This window comes from Umezawaea sp. (assembly GCF_036375055.1).
Taxonomy (GTDB): Bacteria; Actinomycetota; Actinomycetes; order Mycobacteriales; family Pseudonocardiaceae; genus Umezawaea.
The window spans coordinates 1-21,175 of the sequence record NZ_DASUSQ010000072.1; the positions used below are offsets into that span (position 1 = coordinate 1).

The 21,175-nt window shown below is 73.1% G+C and carries 22 protein-coding genes; 11 read left to right on the top strand and 11 right to left on the bottom strand.

Annotated features, from left to right (window positions below):
• The first annotated feature begins 225 nt into the window (after positions 1-225).
• The 3 genes from VFZ92_RS19650 (at position 226) to VFZ92_RS19660 (ending at position 2,560) form a co-directional block, all read left to right on the top strand.
• Positions 226-573: a rhodanese-like domain-containing protein gene (locus VFZ92_RS19650; protein ID WP_414719957.1), complete on the top strand. Its 348-nt coding sequence runs from the start codon at positions 226-228 to the stop codon at positions 571-573.
• Between the two features lie 2 nt (positions 574-575).
• Positions 576-1,478 carry a DUF4328 domain-containing protein gene (locus VFZ92_RS19655; RefSeq protein WP_330877432.1) on the top strand — a complete coding sequence of 301 codons (903 nt, stop codon included), beginning with the start codon at positions 576-578 and terminating at the stop codon, positions 1,476-1,478.
• A 77-nt stretch (positions 1,479-1,555) separates the two neighbouring features.
• The gene (locus VFZ92_RS19660; protein WP_330877433.1) at positions 1,556-2,560 is read left to right on the top strand and encodes a glycerophosphodiester phosphodiesterase family protein; all 1,005 of its coding nucleotides are present in this window, start codon (positions 1,556-1,558) and stop codon (positions 2,558-2,560) included.
• Here the strand turns inward: VFZ92_RS19660 and VFZ92_RS19665 are convergent.
• Positions 2,535-3,746 (bottom strand): cytochrome P450, encoded by a 1,212-nt coding sequence (locus tag VFZ92_RS19665; protein WP_330877434.1) that lies wholly within the window; start codon positions 3,744-3,746, stop codon positions 2,535-2,537. The genes VFZ92_RS19660 and VFZ92_RS19665 overlap by 26 nt on opposite strands.
• A 126-nt stretch (positions 3,747-3,872) precedes the next feature.
• Between VFZ92_RS19665 and VFZ92_RS19670 the strand changes: the two genes are divergently transcribed.
• The 5 genes from VFZ92_RS19670 to VFZ92_RS19690 all read left to right on the top strand — a co-directional run bounded on the left by VFZ92_RS19670 (position 3,873) and on the right by VFZ92_RS19690 (position 7,492).
• The gene (locus tag VFZ92_RS19670; RefSeq protein ID WP_330877435.1) at positions 3,873-4,652 is read left to right on the top strand and encodes a glycerophosphodiester phosphodiesterase; all 780 of its coding nucleotides are present in this window, start codon (positions 3,873-3,875) and stop codon (positions 4,650-4,652) included.
• 56 nt (positions 4,653-4,708) lie between these two features.
• A complete protein-coding gene (locus tag VFZ92_RS19675) occupies positions 4,709-5,659 on the top strand; it encodes a DUF5926 family protein (protein WP_330877436.1) in 951 nt (316 codons plus the stop codon).
• 69 nt (positions 5,660-5,728) lie between these two features.
• Positions 5,729-6,067 (top strand): DUF952 domain-containing protein, encoded by a 339-nt coding sequence (locus VFZ92_RS19680; RefSeq protein WP_330877437.1) that lies wholly within the window; start codon positions 5,729-5,731, stop codon positions 6,065-6,067.
• Positions 6,068-6,305: 238 nt separating this feature from the next.
• On the top strand, positions 6,306-6,794 hold the full coding sequence (locus VFZ92_RS19685) for a SigE family RNA polymerase sigma factor (protein ID WP_330877570.1): 489 nt from the start codon (positions 6,306-6,308) through the stop codon (positions 6,792-6,794).
• Positions 6,795-6,796: 2 nt separating this feature from the next.
• On the top strand, positions 6,797-7,492 hold the full coding sequence (locus VFZ92_RS19690; protein ID WP_330877438.1) for a hypothetical protein: 696 nt from the start codon (positions 6,797-6,799) through the stop codon (positions 7,490-7,492).
• 110 nt (positions 7,493-7,602) lie between these two features.
• Here the strand turns inward: VFZ92_RS19690 and VFZ92_RS19695 are convergent, their stop codons facing one another.
• The 4 genes from VFZ92_RS19695 to VFZ92_RS19710 all read right to left on the bottom strand — a co-directional run bounded on the left by VFZ92_RS19695 (position 7,603) and on the right by VFZ92_RS19710 (position 11,345).
• The gene (locus tag VFZ92_RS19695) at positions 7,603-8,160 is read right to left on the bottom strand and encodes a ferritin (protein ID WP_330877439.1); all 558 of its coding nucleotides are present in this window, start codon (positions 8,158-8,160) and stop codon (positions 7,603-7,605) included.
• A 176-nt stretch (positions 8,161-8,336) separates the two neighbouring features.
• Positions 8,337-9,584: an arginine deiminase gene (locus tag VFZ92_RS19700; RefSeq protein WP_330877440.1), complete on the bottom strand. Its 1,248-nt coding sequence runs from the start codon at positions 9,582-9,584 to the stop codon at positions 8,337-8,339.
• 138 nt (positions 9,585-9,722) lie between these two features.
• Complete coding sequence (locus VFZ92_RS19705) at positions 9,723-10,517, bottom strand: CPBP family intramembrane glutamic endopeptidase (protein WP_330877441.1); 795 nt, start codon at positions 10,515-10,517, stop codon at positions 9,723-9,725.
• Between the two features lie 45 nt (positions 10,518-10,562).
• Complete coding sequence (locus VFZ92_RS19710) at positions 10,563-11,345, bottom strand: DUF2470 domain-containing protein (RefSeq protein WP_330877442.1); 783 nt, start codon at positions 11,343-11,345, stop codon at positions 10,563-10,565.
• Positions 11,346-11,450: 105 nt separating this feature from the next.
• On the opposite strand from VFZ92_RS19710, the gene VFZ92_RS19715 reads away from it, so the two are divergent.
• From VFZ92_RS19715 to VFZ92_RS19725, 3 genes are read left to right on the top strand one after another with little or no spacing between them, the layout of a single operon-like run.
• Complete coding sequence (locus VFZ92_RS19715; RefSeq protein WP_330877443.1) at positions 11,451-11,930, top strand: hypothetical protein; 480 nt, start codon at positions 11,451-11,453, stop codon at positions 11,928-11,930.
• Between the two features lie 28 nt (positions 11,931-11,958).
• Positions 11,959-12,441, top strand: a complete 483-nt coding sequence (locus VFZ92_RS19720) for a hypothetical protein (RefSeq protein ID WP_330877444.1) — start codon at positions 11,959-11,961, stop codon at positions 12,439-12,441.
• 27 nt (positions 12,442-12,468) lie between these two features.
• Positions 12,469-12,831 carry a hypothetical protein gene (locus VFZ92_RS19725; protein WP_330877445.1) on the top strand — a complete coding sequence of 121 codons (363 nt, stop codon included), beginning with the start codon at positions 12,469-12,471 and terminating at the stop codon, positions 12,829-12,831.
• 567 nt (positions 12,832-13,398) lie between these two features.
• On the opposite strand, the gene VFZ92_RS19730 is transcribed toward VFZ92_RS19725, so the two are convergent.
• From VFZ92_RS19730 to VFZ92_RS19755, 6 genes are all read right to left on the bottom strand, one after another.
• Positions 13,399-14,589: a VWA domain-containing protein gene (locus tag VFZ92_RS19730; RefSeq protein WP_330877446.1), complete on the bottom strand. Its 1,191-nt coding sequence runs from the start codon at positions 14,587-14,589 to the stop codon at positions 13,399-13,401.
• A 364-nt stretch (positions 14,590-14,953) separates the two neighbouring features.
• Positions 14,954-17,161: a DUF5682 family protein gene (locus VFZ92_RS19735; RefSeq protein WP_330877447.1), complete on the bottom strand. Its 2,208-nt coding sequence runs from the start codon at positions 17,159-17,161 to the stop codon at positions 14,954-14,956.
• Complete coding sequence (locus tag VFZ92_RS19740; RefSeq protein WP_330877448.1) at positions 17,161-18,273, bottom strand: AAA family ATPase; 1,113 nt, start codon at positions 18,271-18,273, stop codon at positions 17,161-17,163. Before VFZ92_RS19740 ends, VFZ92_RS19735 begins: the two co-directional genes overlap by 1 nt.
• Positions 18,270-19,694, bottom strand: a complete 1,425-nt coding sequence (locus VFZ92_RS19745) for a DUF5691 domain-containing protein (protein WP_330877449.1) — start codon at positions 19,692-19,694, stop codon at positions 18,270-18,272. Before VFZ92_RS19745 ends, VFZ92_RS19740 begins: the two co-directional genes overlap by 4 nt.
• A 2-nt stretch (positions 19,695-19,696) precedes the next feature.
• Entirely contained in the window at positions 19,697-19,849 is a 153-nt protein-coding gene (locus VFZ92_RS19750; RefSeq protein WP_330877450.1) for a hypothetical protein, read from the bottom strand.
• Positions 19,850-19,881: 32 nt separating this feature from the next.
• Positions 19,882-21,174: an SWIM zinc finger family protein gene (locus VFZ92_RS19755; protein ID WP_330877451.1), complete on the bottom strand. Its 1,293-nt coding sequence runs from the start codon at positions 21,172-21,174 to the stop codon at positions 19,882-19,884.
• Position 21,175: the final 1 nt, after the last annotated feature.

Consider the following 21,175-nt stretch of genomic DNA (forward strand, 5'->3'; position numbering starts at 1 on the left):
CGAAAACCCCCACCCGACACCCCGTCGGGTGGGGGTTTTCGCGACCTCGGGCACCGGCGCTCCCCTCCGGCGCCCGTGCCCTCCCCCCGGACGCAACAGTGGACCGCCGACCTTCAAGAAAACTCAAAAGCCGTCGCGGCACGGCCGGTCGAACCCGCCCGAACCGCCCGCCCCCGGTGCGCCGAGGCGGTTCCTCACGCTCGTCCGACCTGACGACGTGGCACCATTGCGGACGTGACCGTGCCGAACGTCGAAGTGTCCGAGGTCCCCGTCGAGCTGCCCGAGGGCAAGGTGCTGCTCGACGTGCGCGAAGCCGACGAGTGGGAAGCCGGGCACGCGCCCGACGCGCTGCACATCCCGATGAGCGAGCTGGCGAGCAGGCTCGAAGAGCTGCCCGCCGACAGCGAGCTGTACGTGATCTGCCGTTCGGGCGGCCGGTCCGCCCGCGTCACCCAGTACCTGAACGCGAACGGCTGGGACGCGGTGAACGTCGACGGCGGCATGCAGCACTGGTCCGCCCAGGGCCGTCCGCTCGTGGGCGGCGTCGCGGGCGCGGAGCCCGAGGTCATCTGATCATGCAGCCGTTGCAGCCGATGCGCGTGGACTGGGTGGCGACCCCGCCGCCCGGCGCCTACCAGCGTCGGTCGCGGCGGTTCACCCCGCGCTACCAGGGGCCGCCGTCCTACCCGGTGCCGCCGAGGTGGGGTTTCCCGCTGCTCGCGTGGCGCTGGCCGACGTCGGTCATGGGCGACGCGTCGGTCCCGGTCTCCGTCGACCAGGTCCGCACCCGCGCCCGCGCGGCCACGAACGCGCTCGGCCTCGCGGCCGTGACGGCGATCTGGGCGGCGGGCAGCGAGGTGTGGCGGTACGTGCTGCTCGCGCTCAGCCGGTACGGGGCACTGTCGCCGACCACCGTCGGCCTGTCCGACGCCATGGTCGTCTCGTCGGCCGTGATCTCGTGGGTCGCGTCGGCCCTGGCCCTCGTGCTCACCCTGCTGTGGCTGCGCCGCGCGCGCGACGCCGCCGCGGACGCCGCGGGGTACGCCCCGTCCCGCTCCGACCTCCAGGTCCTCATCGGCCTGGTCGTGCCCGGCGTGAACCTCGTGGTCCCCGGATCGGTCGCGGCGGAACTGGAGCACGCCGCCCTGCGCGAGCCCGCCGACCGCCGCCCCACCCCGTCCAGGCTGCTCAGGGTCTGGTGGGGCCTGTGGGCAGCCACCGGCCTGTTCGTCGCGTTCACCCTGGCCTGGACCTTCCGCTCCAGCGTGCAGGCGCTGGCCGACGGCGTGCTGCTGCACGCGTTCGCCGACCTGCTCGCCGCCGCCGTGGCGATCACGACCACCCTGGTCGTCCGCCGCATCACCACCCTGCTGCTCCCGGTCGACCCGTCGGCGGTGCGGTTCATGCGCGTGGTCGGCGTCAAGGACGCCCCGGAACCGCCGCTGCGCGCCCAGCGCTACGCCGGTTCCGCCCGCTAGCCGCGGGTACCAGGGAGCACGTCCAGCGTCCAACTCGCGGATACCGGGCGGCCACCTCGATCTGCCACGGTGGAGCCATGCGGGCACTCGTGGTGGCTGTCGTGATCGGTGTGCTGGTCCCCGGCGTCGCTGACGCCCACGGACGCGAGTTCGACCTCCAAGCCCACCGGGGCGGGATCGGGCTCACCGTCGAGAGCACCCTGGCCGCGTTCGAGAAGGCCTTGCGAGTCGGGGTGACCACGCTCGAACTGGACATCCAGATCACCTCCGACGGCCGCGAGGTCGTGACGCACGACCGGAGGACCAACCCGGCCAAGTGCGTCGACACCGCCCCGGCCACACCGGGCGACCCGGCGTTCCCGTACGCGGGCAAGTACGTGAAGGACCTGACGTTCGCCCAGGTCCGCACCCTCGACTGCGGGTCGCGGCGCTGGGAGCAGTACCCGGACCAGGAGCTGTCGCCGGGAGCCAGGATGCCGACGCTGCGGGAGGTGTTCGACCTCGCCCGCAGGCACCACGCCCACGGCATCCGGTTCAACGTCGAGACCAAGGTCGAGGCCGCCGCGCCGCACGAGACCGCGCCGCGCGAGCAGTTCGTCCAGGTCGCCGCCCGCGAGATCCGCCGGTCCGGCTTCCTGCGCAACACCACCGTGCAGAGCTTCGACTGGGGCGCGCTGATGCGGATGCGCCAGGTGGAACCCCGCATCGGGCTGGTCGCCCTCACCCAGCCGGAGTTCCTGCGCCCCGGTTCCCCGTGGCTCGGCGGGCTGGACCTGGCCGACTTCGGCGGCAGCCCCGTCCGAGCGGTGAAGAGCTTCGGCGCCGTCGCCCTGTCACCGGTCCACGGCAACCCGCAGGGCGGCGGTGTCGGCGACCCGGACTACGTCCCGTTCACCACGAGGGCGCTCGTCGACGAAGCCCACCGCGCGCACCTCAGGGTGGTCCCGTGGACCGTCAACGACCCGGCGACCATGAACAAGCTGATCGACGACGGCGTGGACGGGCTGATCACCGACTACCCGGACCGCCTCCGCGCCGTGCTCGCCGACAGGGGCCTCAAGCTCCCGCGCCGGTACCCGTGAGAGGCAGTTCGTGCAGGCCGCGGATGACGAACTCCGCGCGCCTGCGCGGCTGCGCCGCCAACTCGGCGCCGGGCAGCTTGCGCGCCAGCGCGCCCAGCGCGGCCTCGACCTCGATGCGGGCCAGGGGCGCGCCGAGGCAGTAGTGGATGCCCGCGCCGAAACCCAGGTGCTGGTTGGGGAAGCGGCCGATGTCGAGGGTGTCGGGCGCGCTGAACACCAGCGGGTCGCGGGCCGCGGCACCGAGCAGCGCGGCGATCTTGTCGCCCGCCCGCAACTCGTACCCGGCGATCTCCACGTCGGCGGTCGCCGTGCGCTCGAAGAGCTGCAACGGCGAGTCGAAGCGGATCAGCTCCTCGGTCGCGGTCGGCAGCAGCGCGGGATCGGCGAGCAGCCGCCGCCACTGGTCGGGGTGGCGCATCAGCGCCAGGACGCCGTTGCCGATGACGTTCACCGTGGCCTCGTGGCCCGCCATGAGCAGCAGGACGGCGGTGGCGACCAGCTCGTCCTCGGTGAGCTTGCCGCCGTCGGTGTCGGTCACCGCGACCAGGTCGCTCACCAGGTCGGCACCGGGGTTCTCGCGGCGCAGGGCGACCAGGTCGCGCAGGTAGGCGACGAACTCGGTGGAGGCGCGCTCGGCGGCGGCCCTCTGCTCCCGCGGCAGGTCGAACTCGTACATCTTCACGATCGCGTTGGACCACGGCTGGAGCAGCGCACGCTCCGAGCCGGGCACGCCGAGCAGTTCGGCGATCACCTCGACCGGCAGCGGGGCGGCCACGTGGGCCAGCAGGTCCGCCGAACCCTGGTCGGCGATCTTCGCGCACAGCTCGTCGACCAACCGGTCCGCCAGGTCGGCGATCCACGGTCTCAGCCGTTCGACGTGACCGCGCCCGAACGCGGCGGCGACCAGCCGCCGCAGCCTGCCGTGGGTCGGCGGCTCGTTCTCCAGCAGCGAGTTGCGGTGCAGGAGGTTGAACGAGGTGAACGCCTCGACCGGCTTCACGTCCGACCACACCCGCCCCAGCGAGCGGTGGCGCAGCACGGCCGACGCGGCGGAGTGCGACGCGGTGACCGCGATGCCGAGGTCGTCGTGCCAGTGCACCTCGCCCCGTTCGCGCAGAGCGGCGAAGACGGGGTAGGGGTCGGCGATGAACGCCGGGTCCCGCTGGTCGAATACGACACTGGTCACGCCCGGAACGCTATGTCGTGGCACCTGTCCAAGTCCACGAGGTGTGCTTGTCGGCTCAAATAGTTATCCAGTGGTTCACCTGGGGCGAGTTGACCGGGAGCCGCAGGTCACGGACAGTTTTCGCTCGTGCCACCTCTCGTCGTCGCGCACCGCGGCGCTTCAGCCCACCGGGCCGAACTGACGTTCGCGGCCTTCGAACTAGCGATCACCCAGGGGGCTGACGGCCTGGAGTGCGACGTCCGGCTCACCGCCGACGGACACCTGGTCTGCGTCCACGACGACGCCGTCGACCGCACCTCCTCGGGCACCGGCCTGGTCAGCAGGATGACGTTGGCCGAGCTGTCCGAGCTGGACTTCGGCAGTTGGCGGGACGGCGAGCACCAGCCCGTGCTCACGTTCGACGCGCTGCTCGAACTCCTCGTCGCCTCGCGGCCGGACCTGACGCTGTTCGTCGAGTCCAAGCACCCCGCTCGCTTCCCCGGTCGGATCGAGGCCGCGGTGGGCGCGGCCCTGCGCCGGTTCGGGCTGTCCAAGCCCGAGACGAAGGACGAGGCGCGCGTGGTGCTGATGTCGTTCTCCACGCTGGCCGTGCGCAAGCTGCGCGAACAGGCGCCGCGCCTGCCCACCGTGCAGCTCATCGAGAAGATGGGGGAGCAGGGCCGCGACGGCTGGCTGCCGCCGTGGGCCGACCACACCGGCCCGGACGTGGAGCTGCTGCGCCTGGACCCCGGTTACGTCGAGCGCAGCCGGGAGCAGGGGCACGACACGTACGTCTGGACGGTCGACTCCGCGGAGGACGTCGAGTTCTGCCGCGACCTCGGGGTGCGGTTCCTGGCCACGAACTCCCCGATCAGGACTCGTGAACACCTGTCCGGGGCGCGTGCAACCGCTGCCCAACTCGGATGAGCGGGTCGCGGTCGGATAACTTTGCGCACTGACTGCGAGCGCGAGGAGGGCCACAGGTGGCCAAGCGGACGGCCGTGAAGAACGCTGCGAAGCCAGCTGACGGGATCAACCCCCGCCAGCCGTGCCCGTGCGGCTCCGGCAAGAGGTACAAGGCCTGCCACGGCTCCGAAGGCGGCCCCGGCGACGTGATGGTGTCCCGTCCGTTCGAGGGACTGGCCTCGGAGTGCGAACTCATCGCGCTGCGCGAGTTCGTGCCCTCGGCGACGGTGAAGCTGCCGCTCGCCAAGGGCGACCGCGAGATCACCCTCGCCACGGTGCTGCCGATGGCCGCGGCCGGTCTGGTCCGCGGCGACGGCACGGCGTTCGTCGGCCTCCAGGTGCAGATCAGGTCCGGCGACATCAGCCGCGACCTGGCCCGCGCCGTCCAGTGGGCCGAGAAGGCGGAGACCGGCGAGGCGCTGTCCGTCGTCGGCCCCGACAACGGCGAGAACCCCGGCAGGCTCCAGGACGTCCTGGACGTCGACGCCGAGCTGAGCCCCGAGCTGCACGACGACTTCGCGTGGTGGATGCCGCCGGACAACCAGCCCACCGGCGAGGTGGCGCTGTCGCTGGAGCGGGCGAACTCGGCGATCCTGCCGACCGCGCGCGTGGACGCCCCCGGCGTGAAGGCGGCCTACTGGGTCGACGCGGGCGACAAGGCGCACCTGCGCTGGGTCCGCCCGGAGGCCGAGGAGAAGCTGCTCAACGCCATGGCGCGCCTGCACGTGCGCGGCGAGCTGGACCTGGGTGAGGGCTCCCGCTACGCGGGCTCGTTCCGCGCGCACGGCCTGGTCGTGCCGGTGTGGGACCTGGACCGCGAGCTGCACGCCTCCGAGTGGGCCGGTCCCGCCGAGGCGTTGGGCAAGCGGTTGCTGGAAGCGCTGGCCAGCGTCGAGGACGAGCCGATCACCGACGCCGAGCGGCGGGCCCGCGAGGGTCTGCGCGGCCGTCAGATCACCCTTCGCTAGCGGCACCTCGGGGAGCGCCCGGCGCTCCCCGAGGTTGTCCACAACGTTGTCCACAGGGGGTGTGGATAAGTGATCCTGCGCATCAGCGGCACCGACGAGTGGGCCGCCGACCGCGAGCGCGGCGAGGTCCGACCGGACTCGCTCGCCACCGTCGGCTTCGTGCACTGCGCCGACCCCGGCAGCGTCCACCTGCCCGCGAACCTCCTCTGCTCGGGCCGCACGGACCTGCTGCTGCTCGTCGTCGACCCGACCGGGTTGCCGGTGAAGTGGGAGCCCGGCGAGCCCGAGCACCCGACCGGCGTGTGGTTCCCCCACGTGTACGCCCCGATCCCGGTGGGCTCGGTCGTCCGCGTCCTCGACTACGCGCCGGGGGACGACGGCCGGTTCCGGCCGCCCACGACGATCTGACGCTCCGGGGCAACCGACGACGTTCGACGGGCGTGCAGGTTGCGTGCCACCCGCGAACCCGAGCGTGATCTCCGCCCCACCCCGGTACCGGCAACCGGTGCGGTGCTCCGGACGTGTGCCTCCCAGCGGCAGTCGTGGGGGCTGTCGAGGAGGGGGGCGTGCGGTGTTCGCACCAGTGCACGTCGGTGCAGCGGGGAACGGCGTCGGAGGGACGGCCGAACTCGGCGGGGAGAGGGCCGTGGTGGAGGACTTCGCCGAGTTCGTCCGGATGTCGTTGCCAGGTCTGCTCCGGTACGGCCACGCGCTGACCGGCAACCCGCACGACGCGGCCGACCTCGTCCAGTCGGTGCTGGAGAAGGTCGGCTCGCGCTGGCACTCCGTGCTCGGCAAGGGCCCCGACCCGCTCGCCTACGTGCGGCGCGCGATGGCCAACGGGCACGTCAGCCGGTGGCGTCGGCTCCGCAGGGAGAACCTCGTCGCCGACTTCCCCGACTCGCCCGCGCGGGCCGAGAGCGACCGGCTGGAGCACGAGCCGCTGTGGCAGGCCATGCGCGAACTGCCGCCGAGGCAGCGCGCCGTCGTCGTGCTGCGGTTCTACGAGGGTCTGTCCGAGGCGGAGATCGCCGACTCGCTCGGCGTCACGAAGGGCACGGTGAAGAGCCAGAACAGCAAGGCGATGGCTGCGTTGCGGACGAAACTCGGTTGGCTCGTGGAAGGGAGGGACTGACCGTGGACCTCGACGACGAACTGCGCAGGCTGTTCCAGGACCAGAGGTTGGAGATCCCGGTCAAACCGGGTGCGGACCACGCCGTGGTGACCGGCGCGCGCCGGGTGCGGCGCAGGCGCGTGGCGCTCGCGAGCGCGGGCAGCGCGTTCGCGGTGGCCGCGCTGGTGGCGGGCGGCATCGCGCTGGCGGGCCTCGGGGGCCCGGCGTCCATGCCACCCGCGGGTCCCCCCACGTCCGAGGTGACGAAGACCGTCACCGTGGAGCAGCCCCCCTCGTCCGGCTCGGTCGGCTTCGGGGTGCTCAAGCTCGGCATGGCGGAGGCGGACGCGGTCGCGACCGGCTTCATCACCAGGACCGGGGACGACTCCCTCGGGTGCCACCAGTACTCCAGCCAGGGCCACCCGGACATGGTGGGAGCGGTGGTCGTCAGCCCCTCGGCGGGCGTCGTGCGGATCACCATCCCCAGCACCGCCAAGACCTCGATGGGCATCGGCGTGGGCTCGACCGTGGCGGAGGTGAAAGCGCGGTACCCGTCGGCCACCGCGGTGCTCGCGGGATTCGTCGTCCACACCGGGGGAGCGCTCGCGTGGAACTACGTGTTCCACGTCCAGGGAACTGGCGGGTCATTCCAGGACGCCGACCGGGTCACGATGATTCGAATGCAGCTCGACACCGCGGAATGCTTTCTCGAAAATTGAGTCGGCTATTTTCCGACAGTGCGGTCGCCGTGGTGCCGATGCCCGAACGGCGCCCGTCCCGGTGTCGGGTCGGACGCCGTTCGCAGGCGCTCAGGTGAGCAGGCAGGACGTCAGACGGCGCCACCGGCGGCGCGGGGAGCACCGGAGTCGGACTCCTCGCCGACGGTCTCGCGCACCAGGAAGTTCTCCACGTGGAACAGGTTGCCGTCGGCGCGGTCGATGACGGTGAGCAGCGTGCTCATCGACGCGACCTCCTCGACCTGCTCCTTGAGGAACCACTGGAGGAACTGCTCGCCGATGTAGTCGCCCTCGTCGCGGGCGGTCTTCGCCAGCACCACGATCTGCTCGGTGACGTCCTTCTCCTGCTGGAGCGCGAGCGCGACGGGCTCGCGGGCGGCGGAGAAGTCGTTGCGGACGTCGCCCACGCCGGGGATGCTCACCGGGAGGCCGTTGTCCATCAGGTACTGCACGATCATCATGGCGTGGTTGCGCTCTTCGAGCGCCTGCTTGTAGAAGTGCGACGCGAGGCGCGGCAGGTCCGCGTTGTCGAACCAGACCGCGACGGCGATGTACTGCTGCGACGCGGTGAACTCGTTGCCGATCTGCGCCTGGAGCAGGTCGTGGAACCTGTTGGACTTGCTGCCGATTTTCTTCACGTTGAGAGCCATGCCGCGACGGTAGCCCAATGAGGGGTAGAATGCATTGCAGGTAAGGCTAATATGTGTTTGGAGAGGTAATCCAAACAAAGCTTAGGCAAACCTACGGATCGCCGCTGACAAACGCTTGCGCACGGCGTGGACCAGGTGTCGGCCGGTGATCCACGCCGTGCGCTGTGGCGACGATCTCAGACCAGGGCCGCCCGGTCGATCGGGCACGACATGCAGCGCGGGCCGCCGCGGCCGGACCCGAGTTCGGACCCGCTGATCCGCAGCACCTCGACGCCGGCGTCCTCCAGCCGGGCGTTGGTCTCCACGTTCCGCTCGTAGGCGACGACCAGTCCGGGCGCGACGGCGAGCGTGTTGTTGCCGTCGTCCCACTGCTCGCGTTCCGCGGTCACGGGGTCGAGACCGGTGTCGATCACCCGCAGCCGGTCGATGCCCATCGCCTCGGCCGCGGCCTCCAGGAACGGCACCGGGCCGTCCACGACCACGCCACCGCTGCCGTCGGAGCGGACCGGGTAGGCGGACAGGGTGTTGCGCACCGCCGGGTACATGACCACGGCGTCGCGGTCGACCATGGTGCACACGGTGTCGAGGTGCATGGTGGCGCGCTCCTGGACGATCGGCACCGCCAGCACGGTGTGCGCCAGGCCGTCGGCCAGCGCCGAGCGGGCGAACGACTCCGCGCCCGCCGGGGTGGTGCGCTCGCCGACGCCGATCGCGAGCACGCCGGGCGCCAGCAGCAGCACGTCGCCGCCCTCGACGGGCGCCGAGTGCGCGCCGTACGCGCGGCCGGTCCTGCGGAAGCGCGAGTGGTAGGCGTAGATCAGGTCCGTCAGCGCCGTCTCGCGGTCGCGCGCGGGCAGCGCCAGCGACGTGATCGCGACCCGGTCGCCCACCCACACCGACGAGTCGCGGGTGAACAGCAGGTTCGGCAGCGGGTCGACCGCGAAGTCGATCGGGTGGTGCATCTTGCGCACCAGCGACGCGCCCTCGGCGGCGGGCAGCTCCTCGAACGTCATGCCGGTCATCAGCGCCTGCGCCAGCGGCTCCGGGGCCAGCGTCGACAGGTGCGAGCGCAGCGCGTCCGCCAGGTCGATGCCCAGGCGCCGCTCGTTGACCGCGCTGTGGATGCCCGCGATCCGCGCGCGCTGGTCGGTCAGCGCCTCCTCCAGCAGGTCCGACAGCAGCAGCACCTCGGCGCCGCGCGAGGTCAGCACCTCGGCGAACGCGTCGTGCTCCTCCTGCGCGCGGGCCAGCCACGGCACGCCGTCGAACAGCAGTTGGTCGTTGTTGCGCGGCGTGAGCCTCTTGAGCTCGTTCCCCGGTCGGTGCAGCAGCACCGTGCGCAACGGCCCGACCTCGCTCTCCACCCTGGGGGCGGGGTGCGGGGCACCGTCGACGGCTTCCGTCTCAGCGATGTGCGCAGTCACGAATCCGAGAGTAGCGCCTGGACGGCGAAATAATCTGCTTCGAGTGGGCTGTACCGCGTGAAGTCGATCGTAAGAACGCCTCTATGCAGTGAAACATTCAGCAATATGAGGTTTGGACAGCCGAATCGTTGCGGACGGTCACGGCAGCCAGGACACGTGGCCGCGCAGCGCCGTGTAGCCGACGAAGGCCACCACGTCGAGGATCGTGTGCGCCAGGACCAGGACCCACAGCCTGTTCGTCCGCTGCCACACGCGGCCGAACACCAGCCCCATGACCACGTTGCCGATGAAGCCGCCGAACCCCTGGTAGAGGTGGTACGAGCCGCGCAGCACCGAACTCACCAGCAGCGCCTTGTTCTCCGACCAGCCGAACTGCCGGAACCGGGTCAGCAGGTAGCCGACGACCAGCGCCTCCTCGGCCCACGCGTTGCCCGCGGCGGCGAGGATCAGCACGAGGGTCCGCCACCACGCCTCGTCCAGCACCGACGGCTGCACGGCGAGGTTGAGGCCCAGGTTGTAGGCGAGCAGGTAGAACGCCAGACCGGGGATGCCGATGACCGCGGCGAGCCCGAGGCTGCCGAGCGCGTCCGGACCGATCCGGGTGCGGTCCAGTCCGATCATGCCGAGCTTGATGCCGCCCCGCCACAGCAGGTAGAGGCCGAGCCCGCCCCACGCGGCCAGCTGGAGGACGCTGAGCAGCTGCGCGACGAGGTCCAGCAGGTCGAACCGGGCCTGCGGCACGTTGAGCGCGACCGACTGCTGGTTCAGCGGCACGGGTTGCAGCAGGCTGTCCAGCAGCCGGACCAGGCTCCGCAGCCCGGACAGGCCGAGGGTGACGCTGAAGACGACCAGCAGTTCGATCTGGTAGCCGCGGTGCTGCTCCTTCGGGAGCACTTCGGGGAACGCGGGGCGTTGGGGTGACAGCCAGTTCACCTGTGCAAGCTAGCCGTGTCCGCGTTTTCTTGCTGTCGTCGCTGGTCAGGCCGTCCCGGTTTGGGCGAGGAACGGGCAGCCGACGAGGCGGCGCAGCTCCACCGACAGCTCCTTGGACGACGCGACCGGGCGGGAGAACGCGATCCGCACGTCGTGGTCGGTGTCCGCCGCCTCGACCCGCAGCCGCAGGCCGAACCGGTCGAGGCCCAGCGGGCGGACGTGCCCGCCGCGCAGCTCCTCCGGCAGGTGCTTCGCGAGCATCGAGACCACGTCCCGGTGCGACAGTTCGAGGTGCCGCAGCCAGTGGTCCTCGTGGGCGCAGAACGGGTCCGGCTCCGCCGCGGCGAACTGCTCGGGCCGCAGCGAACTCGTGCCCTCGGCGTCGGCGATCACCATCGACGCCGGGCTCAGCCGCAGCACCGTGGCACCGTGACCGGCGTCCAGCAGCCGGGGATCGGCCTTCTGGTCGGCGACCGCGAGCACCTCGTCGCGCGCCTCCCGGCCGTCCAGCGCCCTGAGCCAGCCGGTGATCCACAGCAGGCCGCGGACCGGTTCGCGCAGCTGGACGGGCGCGTGGTCGGCGACCTCCAGCATCGCGGTCACCTCGGCGCGCGGGGCCTGCCACGTCGACGCGACCAGCGGGTGGTCGTCGGGCACCAGCAGCATCGCGGTGCCGTTCGGGTGCACGTGGTGCAGCAGCGGGCTGATCCGCACGCCGTCGCCCGCGTCTCCGGCGGAGGGCAGCACGGCGGCACGGCCGCCGCGGGCGGCGATCGTGCGGGCGCGCTCAGCCGCGTGCGGGGCAGGTGGACGTCGGTGCTCGGTCACCGTTCACCTCCTTAGGTTAGGTGAGCCTAACTTGGAGTTGCCTGGAGACGGAAGCCCTTCACCCGTCGTAACCTCTTCGTCGTCAGGCGGAGGTGGCCTGTGGGTGTGCCGAACAAGCCGTCCACCGAAGGTGCGGCCCGATACGACAAGTGGACCCGGCGTTGCCTGGAGCGCGCAAGTCGACGAGCGCTGACCTGGACGTTCATCGGCGTGCTGGCGTTCGTCGGGCAGCTGCTGCTGGTCCACCGGGTGGGCACGGCGTCCGTCCTGCCGGTGTTGCTGCTGGTCGTGTCCACCGCCGTCTTCGGCTTCACCCTCCGCAGACGTCCACCCGTTGGGATGATCCTCGGGGACGAGCCGTGGAACCAGGTCCAGGTCCGCTGGGAGGGCCGCCACCTCGTCGTCGCGGGCTCCCCTCCCGTCGTCCTCGCCGTCCACGGGATCGGTCCGCTGCTGCGCGGCCGGGTCCGCAGGCACCGCCGGGCGTGGCTCGTCGACCCCGACCAGGAGGGCCGCACGGTGGTCGCGTTCCGCGGGGTTCCGAAGCTCTTCCACGCCGAGGTGCTGACGCGGGTGTTTGGCTGATCATCTCCATGGGGTATCTGTAGAGGTGATGAGCACGGCGGAAGCGATCAGCGACGAGTGGACCAACCGCTGCCTGGCGCGCGCGGACCACCGGGCCGCGGGCTACCTCTCCATGGCGTTCGGCACGGCTCTCCTCGTCGTCGCGCTGTGGATGGCGCTCGACTCCACGTGGGTCCTGATCCTCTTCCCCCTGTGCGTCGAACTGGCCGTCCCCGGCCTGCGCCACCTCGTCGACCGCCCCAAGGTCAGGCGCCTGGTCCGCGACTACCCGTGGCGCGCCGTCGACGCCCGCTTCGTCCCCGGCCGCGCCCGCATCGGCCGCCAGGCCTACCTCGAACTCGCGGGCTCCGACCGCAGCTACCTGCGCGTCTCCGAGATGCCCGAGCGCGTCCGCGAGCACGTGCGCGCCACCGGCCGCCTGTGGATGGCGGGTCCGGACGACCGAGGTCGCACCGCCGTGATCACCGAGAAGCACCTGTACCTGATCCTCGGCCGTATCGTGATCCGGTAGACCGCAAGCACCGGCGAAGGGCCAGTAGTGAACGAGATCGTTTTTCGCGTCGTCGACGATTCGCTGAACGACACCCAGCTCGACGAAGCCCTGCACGCGCTCCTCGACGACCTGCTCGAACTCCACGTCGACGCGACCCGCCTGCGCACCGGCCAACCGCCGGTCAGCGGCCACGGCCCCTCCCTGGAGGAGGCGAAGGTCGTCTCGCAGGCCATCACCGAGCCGGACGTGGCCAAGGCGCTGGCCGAACGCGTCCAGGCCTGGCTCACCCGCACCGGCGTGAAGCAGCTCGTGATCGAGGTCGGCAAGACCGCGCTCAGGCTGGACGCGACCACCGCGGTGCAGCAGGACCGCCTGGTCGAGCACCTCGTGGGCGTGTCCGCCCGCTGACCCACGCCCCAGGTACCCGCCTACCGGCTCACGCCTCAGGTGTGCGCTTACCGATTCACGCCAAGGGTGCCCGCACGCTGACCCACGCCACCTGCGTGGCCCGCCCCCCGCGCGGGGCGGCGGGGTTCGTCGGGCATCTCGCTGACGTGACGCGAGCGCCGACCCGCACCAATGCGTGGCCTGTGCGGCGTGGCAGGGCCGGTCGGGCTGCTCGTCGGCGCGGTGTGATCGCCGATGCCTGTGCGGCGCGGCAGAGCCGATTAGGCTGATACGTCCGCGCGGTGTGATCGCCGATGCTTGTGGCGTGGCCGATCGGGTTGCTGGTCCGCGCGGTGTGATCGCCGATGCCTGTGTGGCGCGGTGGGGTTGATCGGGTTGCTGGTCGGCTCGGGGCGACCGCTGACCCGAGCCGCTGGTCGCCCGGTTCGCCGTGGCAGGGCTGGGCTTCTCGGTGCGTTCGCGCGCTGACCCGTGCCGTTGCCTGCCTGTGCGGCGGGTCGGTCGTGCACCGCGTCGGCGTGACCGCGCTGGTGCCCGTCTCGCCGCCGTCCGTCCCGCCGCGGCGGGCTAGCGGCCGACCGGGATGCCCGACTGTTCGGCCCAGGTGGCGACGTCCTCCCTCCGGAGCGCGGTGGCCAGGAGGTCGGGGAAGCGGTCCGGGGTGCAGGCGAAGGCAGGCGCGCCCAGTTCGGAGAGCTGTGCCGCCAGTTCGTGGTCGTAGGCCGGGGTGCCGCTGTCGGCCAGGGCGAGCAGGACGACGACGGTGACGCCGCTGGCCACCAGTTCCCGCACCCTGCGCTGGAGTTCGCGGGCCACGCCGCCCTCGTACAGGTCGCTGATCAGCACCATGACGGTGTCGGTCGGCCTGCGCACGAGCGACTGCCCGTAGGCCACGGCGCGGTTGATGTCCGTGCCACCGCCCAGTTGCGTGGAGAACAGCAGGTCCACCGGGTCGTCGAGGGCTTCGGTCAGGTCGACGACCTCGGTGTCGAAGACGACCAGCTTCGTGTCGATCGACTTCAACGACGCCAGCGACGCGCCCATGACCGCCGAGTAGACGACCGAGTCGGCCATCGAGCCCGACTGGTCCACTAGCAGGATCACGTCCCGCAGCGCGGCCGACCGGCTGCGGCGCTTGCGGCCGGACAGGGTCTCGACGACGAGCGTGCGCTGATCCGGTTGGTAGTGCCGGAGGTTCGCCCTGATCGTGGTCGGCCAGTCCACGTCGGCGGGCCGGGGCCTGCGGGTGCGCTGCGAGTGGTCGACGGCGCCGTGCACCGCGGCCGTCAACCGGTCGGCCAGCCTGCGCTCGATGTCCTCGACCACCTTGCGCACCACCGCTCTCGCGGTCTCGCGGGTGCGGGCGGGGATCGCGGACGACAGCGACACCAGCGTGCCGACGAGACTGACGTCCGGCTCCACGCTGGACAGCAGTTCCGGCTCCAGCAGCAGTTGACGCAGCCCCAGCTTCTCCACCGCGTCCTTCTGCATCACCTGCACCACGGACGCGGGGAAGTACTTGCGAACATCACCCAGCCAACGGTGCAGCACCGGCGCACTGGAACCGAGCCCCGCGCCGCGCTTGCCGCCGTCCGGCGCGTCACCAACGGTCCGCGCCCCCGCGCCACCGCCGTACAGACCGGTCAACGCCGAGTCCCGCCGCTGGTCGTCCTCACCCAGCTCACCCATGCCCTCGGCGGCCGAGCCCAGCAGCAACCGCCACCGCCGCACCCGTTCCACGTCCGTCGTCCCGCTCATTCGGCACCCCTTCGACGTGCTCCGGCCGGTCCCGCCGTCACGTTCGCGTTCCCGCCCGCACGTGACCCGACAACCGTTCCGCTACGGCTTGGTCCCATCCGTTCGGCGCGGCGCCGGAGGATGTCGGTGAGCCCGACAGCCGTCGTCGCTCCGGTCATCGGGCTCCACCCCTCCGACGTGCCGCGACCAGCACCACCGCCACGGCCACCGGCAGGTGATCCCGCGGTCGTTCCGGCACGGCGTCGGCCCGTTCGTCCGGCACGGCGGCGGAGGAGGCGGCCGGTGGGCCCTGTCGCCGTCGTCGCGCGCTCGTCGTCCCGGTCGTCCGGTCCCGCTCGCCCACCGTGCGCCGGTCGGTGCGCCGTCATGTGCGCGCTCCCGCCAGCAGCGCTCGGACGTGGTCCGAGAGTCGTTGTGCCGCGGCCTCGTCCCACTCGTCCCGGGTCGGGCCCGACGACGTCGACGAGCCCAGTACGCGTTCGCCCAGCAGCCTGCGTTCGGCCGGGCTGAAGTCGGTGATCGCCTTGCGCAGCAACGGGAGCGCGTCGTCGAAGTCCGCGGGTGCCAGGCCGGACAGCCACTCGTCCACCAGGTCGAACAGTCGTGCGTCCGCAGCCAGCAGCGATGCCGAACCGCGCAGGAAGCCCGAGACGAACGCGGTCGCGCCGCTCGCTGTGCCGCCGTTCCACGACGTCGCGCGGTGCAGCCTGGTCGCCACGGCCGCGGTGTCCAGCTCGCCCGCCTCCCACAGCAGGCGCGTCGCCCGCCCGGTCGGCAGGCCGTGCGCGTCCGGCATCCCCACCAGCGACCGCAGCGCTCGCCGCCACGTCGCCCGGTGCTCCTCGTCCGCCGCCAGCCGGGTCGCGTCGTCCGCGCCGTTCACCGCGACCAGCGCGCGCTCGGCGGTCTCGTCGTCCACGCCCTTGCACGCCAGCGGAAGACCGACCGCGCCGCGGGCCAGCAGGCCGTGCAGCGCGACCCGCAGCAGTTCGGGGTCCGTGCCGCGGACCGAGCCGTACCGGACGGTCGTCGCCAGGTCCGGCAGCGCGCCCAGCAGTTCCACGGCGTCCGTCGCCGCCGCCGCGCAGCGGTCCAGCGCCGACCTCGCCGCGAGGACCGCGATCGGCAGTTCGCACCCCACCGCGACCGACAGCACCTCGGCGGCGGGCGCCACCCGGTCCGCGGCACGCGCCCGCCCGCACAGCACGCGTTCCGCCGCGGCCTCCACCGTCGTGCCGTGCCGCGCGGCGCTGCCGAGCGCCACGGCGAAGCCGGGGTCCCAGCGGACCCGCCACACCTCGGTGAACGTGCCCAGCCCGCGCGCCGCGTCCGGACGGCCCCACGGCACACCGAGGACCTCCAGCCTGCGCAACAGCTTCGACCGCTCCCGGTCGGTGTCCTTGCGCAGGTCGAGCCGGACCTCCCTGCCCTCCAGGCTCGGCGGGAACCTCAGCTTCCGCTGCAACCGGGCCACGTCCGCGGCCAGCGGTGAGGTCGGCACGCCCGCGCCGACCTCACCCAGCCGCTCGCCGATCACCAGCTTCTCGTGCACCAGCCTCAGCGGGACCTCGTCGCCGCCGCACAGCACGGCCAACGCGGCCTCGCTCACCTCCGACAGCCCCGGCGACGGCCTGCCGCGCAGCGCGGCGAGCGTGTCGGCCAGCCGCACCGCCTCGACCGCGCTCGCCGTCGACGCGGGCAGGTCGTCCGCCCGCAGCACCGACGCCGCCCGCGCGAACCAGCGCGGCACCGCGTCGCCCCGGTCGGCGCACTCCCACAGGTGCGCGTACCAGCCGGGGGAGTCGATGCCCGCGCCGTAGCCCGACGACGCCGCGAGCCGCCCGTGGCTCCACGGCACCCACGTGCCCGACACCCTGCGCTTCGGCAGGCCCTTCAGCAGCGCCGCGTCGGCCGTCGCGGGCGGCAGCACCCGCAGGGCGGGCACGTGCCACGCCCCGCACACCACCGCGATCGGCCCCTCGGTCTCCTTCAACGCCCTGCGCAGCGACTGCCGCATCGACGCCTCGCGGCGCAGCGTCCGGTCGTCCACCTCGTCGGCGAACTCCTCGCGCAGCGCCGTCATCGCCTCCGCGACGGCGCCCGCCAGGTCGCGCGGATCGGCGGTGGCCGAGTGCTCGACCACGTCCTCCCACCAGCGCTCCGGATCGTCGAACCCGGCCGCCTCCGCCAGCACGCCCAGCGGGTCGACCACGGCCCTCGGCTCGGACGGCTCCTCACCCAGCGACGCGGCGGCGGGCAGGTCGAAGAACCGCGCGGGCACGCCGTTGCCGTGCGCCCACGTCAGCGCCCGCCACTCCGGCGAGAACTCCGCGAACGGCCAGAACGCGGCCGACGACGGCTCCGCCTCGTCGTGCAGCAGCAGCGCCACCGGCGGGACCAGCGACGGCAGGTGCTCCAGCAGCGCGTCGCCCTCCGGCGGCCCCTCGATCAGCACGACCGCGGGCCGCACGGCCGCCAGCGCGGCCTCGACCATGCGGGCCGAACCGGGGCCGTGGTGCCGGATGCCGAGCAGCACCACCCGATCCGGCAGCACCTGGTCGCGCGGAGCCATCAGGCGCCGCTCACCGTGTAGCCGGACGTGTCCAGGTCCTGGCAGGCCCGGTACAGGTCGCGCCACTCGACGCGCTCCTTGATCACGGCCTCCAGGTACTCCTGCCACACCGCGCTGTCGGACACCCTGTCCTTGACCACCGCGCCGAGCAGGCCCGACGCCAGCTCGTCCGCGCCCAGCGAGCCGTCGCCGAAGTGCCCGGCCTGGGCCATCCCACCCGCGATCACCGAGATCGCCTCGGCCGTCGACAGGCTGCCGCTCGGCTTCTTCAACTGCGTCCGACCATCCACGGTGGACCCGTTGCGCAGCTCGCGGAAGATCCGCACCACGCGGCGCACCTCGTCCAGCGCGGGCGGCTCGGCGGGCAGTTGCAGCGACCGGCCGAGCTGGGCAGCCCGAGCCGTCACGATCCGCACCTCGTCGTCCTCGGTCGCGGGCGGCGGCAGCACGACGGTGTTGAACCGGCGGGCCAGCGCCGACGACATCTGGTTCACGCCGCGGTCGCGGTCGTTGGCCGTCGCGATCACGGTGAAGCCCGGCACGGCCTGCACGTGCAGGTTCAGCTCCGGCACCGGCAGCGCCTTCTCGGACAGGATCGTGATGAACGAGTCCTGCACCTCGGCGGGCATCCGGCTCAGCTCCTCGACCCGCGCCACCGCGCCGGTCCGCATCGCCCGCAGCACCGGACTCGGCACCAGCGCGGCCTCGCTCGGCCCCTCGGAGATCAGCCGCGCGTAGTTCCAGCCGTACCGGACGGACTCCTCGCTGGTGCCCGCCGTGCCCTGCACGACGAGCGTCGAGTCGCCGCTCACCGCGGCCGCCAGGTGCTCGGACAGCCACGACTTCGCCGTGCCGGGCACACCGACCAGCAGCAGCGCCCGGTCCGTCACGAGCGTGCCGACGGCCACCTCCACCAGCCGCCTGCTGCCCACGTACTTCGGCGTGATCACCGTGCCGTCGGGCAGCGTGCCGCCCAGCACGTACGTCACCACGGCCTGCGGCGACATGAGCCAGCGCGGCGGGCGGGGCCGGTCGTCCGCCGCGGCCAACGCCGCCAGCTCGGCGGCGTACTGCTGTTCCGCGGCGGGCCGCAGCACGGTTTCGGTCGTCACTGGACGGGTTCCTTCCGGTCGAAAGCCTGGCTGAGTTTCATGCGGAGCCGCAGCACCTCGAGTTCGACCGAGTGCTCCGGCCACCGCTGGGTGATGAGCGCCCAGTTCGCGCCGAGCACCTCCGCGTCGCCGCGGGCCAGCAGCACGGCGGGCGGGCGCCCGGCCCGCCACCTCGGGTCGCGCATCGCGGCGTACCGGCCGAGCAGCGCCGCCGTCGACTCCGCCGACCACGGCGCGGGCAGCTGCGAGCACGCGTGGTCCAGCAGGTCGTAGTTCCACTGGTGCGACACCGCGATCACCGTGCGGGCGGACAGCTCCGCGGGCAGCGACGCCAGCATCTCCAACTGCTCCATGCCCGTCAGCGTCCGCGTCGCCGCCACCGCCCACGGGCTCGCGTCGACCGCCACCGCCAGCCGCTGCGCCACCCCGCGCAGCAGCGCCGCGGCCCACGGGCCACCGCTCAGCACCTCCGCCGCACCCTCGTCGTCCGTCGCGAGCCGAGCCGTCCAGTACGCCGCGGGCACGCTCGCCGCCGCGGCCCGCAACCTGCCCGCGACGCCGACCTCGGACCCGTCGCGCTGGAGGTCGCGCGCCTCGTCCCGGCCCGGCAGCGCCTCGGCCCACAGCTCGTCGGCCCGCACGTCGAAGCCGTCCTCCACCAGGTGCAGGCCGCGGTCCAGCCGTTCGGCTGCCCGCGCCGCCAACGCCGATCCCGGCAGCATCCGCAGCAGCCGCACCGCCTCGTCGTGCACGCCGATCGCCCGGTCGTCCAGCGCCGCTTCCAGCAGCTCCTCGTCCTCGGGGCCGAGCCCCGTCTCCACCGCGGTCACCAGCGCCTGCCGGTCCACCGCCCGCCGCTGCGCCGCGAACTGCTCGACCAGGAACGCCCGCGTGCCCACCGGGTCGACCCGCCGCGCCCGACGCAGCGCGGCCAGCCGCCGCGCGCCCGGCAGGTCGAGCACCTCGCCCAGGGGGACCAGCTCGGCCGACACCCCGGAACCGGTCGCCCACGCCCACCCAGGCCGCGTCCCCGCCAGCCACCGGCCGCGCGACCCCAGCACCGCGGCCACCGCCGCCCGCAAGCCCGGATGCGTCGTGCCCAGCACCAGCAGCTCCGGCAGCGACCGGTGCTCGGCCACCTCACCCGCCGCACGGGCCTTGCCGCACCACTCGGTCAGCAGCACCTGGTCGTCCACCGCCGCGATGTGGGTGAACACCTCCCGCGCCGCCTCACCGACGATCCGCTCGGCCGTGCTCGGCGCGGCCTCCAGCTCGGCCACCTCCACGGCCACCGGCAGCGCCGCTCCGAACGCGGCGGGCCCACCCGCCGCGCAGTCGTCCAGCAGCGCCTCCGGACCGCCACCGCCGCGGTGCGCACCGACCAGCAGCCGCCGCACCGCGTCCTCCCACTCGACCCGCACGCTCACACCGCACGCCCCAGCGCGGTCACCGGCACCACCCGGCGCCTGCGGCCGACCAGCGTGCGGCCCGTGGCGCGAACGGGCACGCAGCGCGGACGGGACTGGGCGGCGAGCAGCTCGCGCAGGGCCGCGGCCAGCAAGGGCAGGTCGTTCACGGGGGTGCCTCCGGCGGGAGTGGAAGGGGTGGTCACGCGACGACCTCGGGAGCCCCGCCCGGCTCGGCGACCGCGCCGAGCCGCAGGCCGTGGCCGTCCCAGAGGCCCCAGGCGTCGAAGGGTTCGCCGCCGGTGACGGCCAGCGCGCGGTCGAGCGCCGCGTCGCCTCGCACGGGCAACCCGCGGCGGCCCGCGTCGACCAGGAAGCGGAGGTCGCCGCTCGCGCGCACGGCACCGCAGCCGAGCGGGTGCAGGCGCTGCCACGGGTCGGCGCGGAGCGCGGGTTCCAGGCCCGCCACGGCCTCCCGCCACGTCGACGCCACCGGGATCGCCTGAGCCCGCCGCTCGCCGACCAGCTCGCCGACGACCACGCGGTGCGGGGGGACACCGGGGTACGGGTGCAGCGTGCCCGTCACCTCGGCGCCGTGGGGCAGCGGCGGCACCGGCTTCCCACCGCCGCCGAGGTGCTTGACGCCGACGACCCACTCGGCCCGGTCGCGCCCCCAGACCCACTGGCGGACCGTGCGGAACGGCCCGTCGTCCGTCTCCAGCCGCAGCAGCGCGACCCAGCGGTCCGACCAGCCCGGCGCGGCGCGCACCTGCTCCTCGGGGACGGTGAAGCCCAGCCGGGCCCGCACGACGTCGCCCAGCGGCCCCTCAGCGGTCTCGGAGAGCCGCGCCAGCAGGTGCAGACCCCCGAGGCGATCCGCGGCGTCCACGGCCCACTGCGGGCCTCCCGCGGCCACGACCTCGCGCAGCTCGCCGACCGCCGCCGCCAGACCGGGGGCCTTCGCGTCGACCATCCGGGCGGTGATCGAGTGCCACCAGGCCGCGTCCCGGCCCGGCAGACCGGCGATGCCGGAACCCGCGAGGTCGCTCAGCCAGTCGCGCAGCGCCGCGACACCGCCGCGCACCGCCTCCTCGCGCTTGAGCGCCGTCTTCTCCTTGGCGCGGGCCCGGCGCTCCTCCGCCTCCGGCGACGCGTCGACGGGCGCCGCGACCGCGTGCCGCTTCGACACCCAGTCGGACACCCAGTCCGGCACGGCCTCCTCGGCCGCGACCGCCACCTCGCCGCGGGCGTGCAGCAGCTGCACGGCCACCGCGTGCTTGCAGGGGAACTTCCGCGACGGGCACGAGCACCTGCTCGCCCGGTCGCCGAGGTCGACGCACACGCGGTACGGGTTCTTGCCGCTGCCGGGGCACAACCCCCACAGCACCGCGGGGGTGCGGCCGAGGCCCGTCCACCCCGCGACCCCGGCCAGCCGGGTGGCGCCGCTCGCCACCTGGCCGTCCGGTGCCAGCTCCAGCACTGCCTGTGCGTCCATG

Bases quoted from the DNA above. Each gene is read 5' to 3' on its own strand.
- VFZ92_RS19655 (WP_330877432.1), top strand. From the start codon at position 576: ATGCAGCCGTTGCAGCCGATGCGCGTGGACTGGGTGGCGACCCCGCCG.
- VFZ92_RS19730 (WP_330877446.1), bottom strand. From the start codon at position 14,589: ATGAGCGGGACGACGGACGTGGAACGGGTGCGGCGGTGGCGGTTGCTG.
- VFZ92_RS19720 (WP_330877444.1), top strand. From the start codon at position 11,959: ATGAGCACGGCGGAAGCGATCAGCGACGAGTGGACCAACCGCTGCCTG.
- VFZ92_RS19695 (WP_330877439.1), bottom strand. From the start codon at position 8,160: ATGGCTCTCAACGTGAAGAAAATCGGCAGCAAGTCCAACAGGTTCCAC.
- VFZ92_RS19755 (WP_330877451.1), bottom strand. From the start codon at position 21,174: ATGGACGCACAGGCAGTGCTGGAGCTGGCACCGGACGGCCAGGTGGCG.
- VFZ92_RS19660 (WP_330877433.1), top strand. From the start codon at position 1,556: ATGCGGGCACTCGTGGTGGCTGTCGTGATCGGTGTGCTGGTCCCCGGC.
- VFZ92_RS19735 (WP_330877447.1), bottom strand. From the start codon at position 17,161: ATGGCTCCGCGCGACCAGGTGCTGCCGGATCGGGTGGTGCTGCTCGGC.